The organism is Agromyces seonyuensis, assembly GCF_009789225.1.
Lineage (GTDB): Bacteria > Actinomycetota > Actinomycetes > Actinomycetales > Microbacteriaceae > Agromyces > Agromyces seonyuensis.
In genome coordinates, this window is record NZ_WSTA01000138.1 from 1 (window position 1) to 4,330 (window position 4,330).

Genomic DNA, 4,330 nt, shown 5'->3' on the forward strand with positions numbered 1-4,330 from the left:
GGCGCCTCGGGCACTCGGCGGATCGCGAACTTGGAGACGTACGCCGGCTAATCGGGAGGTAACGTCGTGGGGCGCGCGTGCCCGCCCCACGACGCATCCCGGAGGAGCCGATGCCCATCCGCCCCGAGGCCCTCGACGAGGCCCGTCGCGATGCCGAGCTCGCCGATGAGCGAGCCGGCGTCGTCACCGCCGAGGCGACGCCCGACGACCTCGACGCCCTCGTCGAGCTCATCGTCACGACCTGGGGGCGGGCGACCGGCCCCGACCGCTCGCAGTTGCGGGCCTCGCAGCACGCGGGATCCACGATCCTCGTCGCCCGCCGCGGCGAGGGGGTCATCGGCGGCGCGTACGGCTTCCTCGGCTGGCACGACGGACTCCACGTGCACTCGCACATGGCGGCCGTCGATCCCGAAGCGCGCGCCCACGGCGTCGGCGCCGCCCTGAAGCTCCGCCAGCGCGAGCTCTGCCTGGCGCACGGCATCGACGAGATCCGCTGGACGTTCGACCCGCTCATCCGCCGCAACGCCGCCTTCAACCTCGTCCGGCTCGGCGCCGAGGTCAGCGCGTTCCTCCCCGACTTCTACGGGCGGCTCGACGACGCGATCTCCGCCGGCGATGCGAGCGATCGCTTCGAAGTGCGGTGGCGGTTGGATGCTCCGCGCACGCGCCGCGCGCTCGACCGGCTCCCGCGGCCCGAGTGGACGCCTGCGGCACCCGCGTTCGTCCTCGACGACGACTACGAGGCGCTCCGCACCCGCGATCTGCCGGCTGCCCTCGACCTCCGCGCCGCGAGCCGCCGGTACTTCGCCGCCCTCGAGTCGGATGCGTCCCTCCGCCTCGAACTCGACGCCGACCGCAACTGGCTCCTCACCCGCGACCCGGCCGACCGCCCCGCCTGATCTCCGCGAGTGGGTAGGTGCGGCGGGTTGCGGACGGTCCGCACCCGCATCACCTACCCACTCGCGGAGAACGTGACCGGCCGTCGATAGGCTCGCACCGACCCAGCCCGACGACGAAGGAGCCGCCATGCGCGTCGACGCCATCGAACTGCACCGAGTGGGCATCCCGCTCGTCACCCCGTTCGAGACCTCCTTCGCCCGGGAGCACGACCGCGAGGCGCTGCTCGTGCGCGTGCGCACCGACGTCGGCGACGGCTGGGGCGAGTGCGTCGCCGGGCGCGACCCGCTCTACAGCTCCGAGTACGTCGGCGGCGCCGCCCGCGTCATCGCCGACTACCTCGGCCCGGCGCTCCTCGGCCGCGAACTCGCCGCCGCCGACGCGGCGGCCGCGATGGGCCGCGTCGCCGGTCACCGCATGGCCAAGGCGGCCCTCGAGGCCGCGCTCCTCGACGCCGAACTGCGCGCGGCCGGACGCTCGATGGGGGAGGCGTTCGGCGCGGTGCGCGAGTGGGTCGACTGCGGCGTCTCGGTCGGCATCGCGCCGACCCTCGAAGAGCTCCTCGACGAGGTCGCCGGCTACGTCGAGCAGGGCTACCGGCGCATCAAGCTGAAGATCAAGCCGGGCTGGGACCGCATCCCGGTCGCCGCGGTGCGCGAGCTCATCGGACCCTCGATGGGCCTCCAGGTCGACGCCAACACGGCCTACGTGCACGACGACCTCTCCGCGCTCGCGGCACTCGACGAGTTCGACCTGCTGCTCATCGAGCAGCCGTTCGCCGAGGAGGACATCGCGAGCCACGTCGCACTCGCCGCCGCGGCGAGCACGCCGGTCTGCCTCGACGAGTCGATCCTCGATGCGACCGTGGCCGCCGACGTCATCGCCCGCCGCGCGACCTCGGTCGTCAACATCAAGCCGGGCCGCGTCGGCGGCTACCTCGAGGCGATCCGCATCCACGACGTCTGCGTCGACGCCGAGATCCCGGTCTGGTGCGGCGGGATGCTCGAGACCGGCCTCGGTCGCGCTGCGAACGTCGCGCTCGCCGCGCTGCCGGGCTTCATCCTGCCGGGCGATACGAGCGCCTCCGACCGCTACTACGCCGAGGACCTCACGGAGCCGTTCGTGCTCGGCACCGGCGAGCATCGCGGACAGCTGCGCGTGCCGACCGGGCCCGGCACGGGCGTGACCGTCCGCGAGGAGCTCGTGCGGGACTGGGCCGTCACGGCGCCGATCACGCTGCGCTGATCGCAGGCGCGGCGCCCGGTGCGCGGGTGCCTCGGGCCCGGCTCACACCGCCTGCGCGAATCCCGCCTGCTCGGCCGACTCGGCGAGGTGCGTCAGGTCGGCCGGGATCGGCCGTCCGTGCGCCCGCATCGTCTGCGCCCAGAGCCGCCCGGCCCGGTACGACGAGCGCACGAGCGGCCCGGCGAGCACCCCGAGGAAGCCGATCTGTTCGGCCTCGGTCTTGAACTCGACGAACTCGGCGGGCGTCAGCCACCGCGCGACCGGCAGGTGCCGCGGCGTCGGGCGCAGGTACTGCGTGATCGTGAGGATGTCCGTGCCGGCCTCGTGCAGGTCGCGCATCGTCTGCACGACCTCCTCGGGCTCCTCGCCCATGCCGAGGATCAGGTTCGACTTCGTGATGAGCCCCGCGCGCCGGGCGAGGGTCAGCACGCCGAGCGAGCGCTCGTACCGGAATGCGGGCCGGATGCGCTTGAAGAGGCGCGGGACCGTCTCGATGTTGTGGGCGAACACCTCGGGCCGCGACTCGAAGACCTCGCCGAGCAGCGCGGGATCGCCCGAGAAGTCCGTCGCGAGGATCTCGACACCGGTGCCGGGGCTTGCCCGGTGGATCGCCCGGACCGTCTCGGCGTGCAGCCACGCGCCCTCGTCGGGCAGGTCGTCGCGGGCGACGCCCGTCACGGTCGCGTAGCGCAGCCGCATCCGGGTGACGGAGTCGGCCACTCGGCGCGGCTCGTCGCGGTCGTACTCGGCGGGCCGGCCGGTGTCGATCTGGCAGAAGTCGCAGCGGCGCGTGCACTGCGCGCCGCCGATGAGGAAGGTCGCCTCGCGGTCCTCCCAGCACTCGAAGATGTTCGGGCAGCCGGCCTCCTGGCAGACCGTGTGCAGCTGCTCGTCGGCGACGAGGGCGCGCAGGTCCCGGTACTCGGGCCCCATGCTCGCGCGCGTCTTGATCCACTCCGGCTTGCGTTCGATCGGCGTCGAGGCGTTGCGCACCTCGAGGCGCAGCAGCTTGCGTCCGTCGGGCGCCCCGGTGATCGGGGCGGATGCCTCGTGCGGGGCGGATGACTCGGGCGGGCGGCCCGTGGCCGGGAGGCGTCGCGCGCTCACGCGAGCGCTCCAGCGGCCGTGCCGGCGTCGGCGCGCGCGTACTCGGCCGCGAACAGCCGGCCGACGGACTCGGCGACCTCCGCCGGCCGGATGCGCCGCCCCGCGGCGAGGGAGGCCGTCGTGACCCCGGCATCCGTGATGCCGCACGGGATGATGCCCGCATAGGGCTCGAGCGGGTTGTCGCAGTTCACCGAGAACCCGTGCATCGTCACCCCATGCTCGACGCGCACGCCGATCGCGGCGACCTTGTCGACTCCGACGGTGCCGTCCCAGCCGGGCTGCTCGACCCAGACCCCGCTGCGCCCGTCGACCTGCACCCCGGCGACGCCGTGCTCGGCGAGCACCGCGATGAGCAGCCGTTCGAGCCGGCGCACGTGCCCGACGACGTCGAGCGGTTCCGGCAGGCGCACGATCGGGTAGCCGACGAGCTGGCCGGGGCCGTGCCACGTGAGCTTCCCGCCGCGGTCGACGTCGACGACCGGGCTGCCGTCGGCCGGACGCTCGTGCGGCTCGGTGCGGCGGCCCGCCGTGTAGACGGGGTCGTGCTCGAGCAGCAGCAGGGTGTCGGGTCGGGTCCCGGCGACCACGTCGGCGTGCACGCGGCGCTGCAGCGCCCAGCCGTCGAGGTAGGGGACGTTGTCGGGGGCGAGGCCGACGGCGGCGATCTCGAGCACGATGCTCCTTCGGGTCCGGGGACGTGGACGGGCGGATCGGCGGGTTTCGGTACTGAGTACGAAAACCGATGCGCGTCGCTCAGCCTAGCGGCCCGTGCGTGCCGCCGGGAGCGCTGCCGGGGCCGCACGCGCCGGGCCTAGGATCGGAAGGGTTCGGGGGAACGGGGGAGTCCGATGACGGACGGCACGGGGGCGGCCGCTGCGGCCGCGGAAGCGGAGCGGCTCGCGGCCGAGGCGGATGCGGCGATGAAGCGCGCCGAAGCGGCACGCGCCGAGGCGGACGCGGCCGAGGCGCTCGCGAAGGCGAAGGCGGCCCAGGCCGCCGCCCATGCGGCCGCCGGAGCGGAGGGAGCGCCGCCCGGGGCATCCGCCCCGACCGGCTCGGCCGCCCAGTCGGACCCGGCCGC

At 74.4% G+C, this 4,330-nt stretch carries 5 protein-coding genes; 3 read left to right on the top strand and 2 right to left on the bottom strand.

What is annotated here, in order from left to right:
- The first annotated feature begins 110 nt into the window (after nt 1–110).
- Nucleotides 111–899 carry a GNAT family N-acetyltransferase gene (locus tag GB864_RS17790; RefSeq protein WP_160427028.1) on the top strand — a complete coding sequence of 263 codons (789 nt, stop codon included), beginning with the start codon at nt 111–113 and terminating at the stop codon, nt 897–899.
- A gap of 127 nt (nt 900–1,026) precedes the next feature.
- Nucleotides 1,027–2,142 carry an o-succinylbenzoate synthase gene (menC, locus tag GB864_RS17795; protein ID WP_160427029.1) on the top strand — a complete coding sequence of 372 codons (1,116 nt, stop codon included), beginning with the start codon at nt 1,027–1,029 and terminating at the stop codon, nt 2,140–2,142.
- Between the two features lie 42 nt (nt 2,143–2,184).
- Here the strand turns inward: menC and lipA are convergent, their stop codons facing one another.
- Both lipA and lipB read right to left on the bottom strand, forming a co-directional pair.
- The gene (gene lipA, locus GB864_RS17800; RefSeq protein WP_160427031.1) at nt 2,185–3,177 is read right to left on the bottom strand and encodes a lipoyl synthase; all 993 of its coding nucleotides are present in this window, start codon (nt 3,175–3,177) and stop codon (nt 2,185–2,187) included.
- 68 nt (nt 3,178–3,245) lie between these two features.
- Nucleotides 3,246–3,923 (bottom strand): lipoyl(octanoyl) transferase LipB, encoded by a 678-nt coding sequence (gene lipB, locus GB864_RS17805; RefSeq protein ID WP_160427030.1) that lies wholly within the window; start codon nt 3,921–3,923, stop codon nt 3,246–3,248.
- Between the two features lie 174 nt (nt 3,924–4,097).
- Between lipB and GB864_RS17810 the strand changes: the two genes are divergently transcribed.
- Nucleotides 4,098–4,330, top strand: a 233-nt coding sequence (locus tag GB864_RS17810) for a hypothetical protein (RefSeq protein WP_202107360.1), incomplete at its 3' end; no start/stop codon positions are given.

What these genes read in the sequence shown, in the direction of transcription:
- GB864_RS17790 (WP_160427028.1), top strand. Translation starts at nt 111, where the DNA reads ATGCCCATCCGCCCCGAGGCCCTCGACGAGGCCCGTCGCGATGCCGAG.
- menC (WP_160427029.1), top strand. Translation starts at nt 1,027, where the DNA reads ATGCGCGTCGACGCCATCGAACTGCACCGAGTGGGCATCCCGCTCGTC.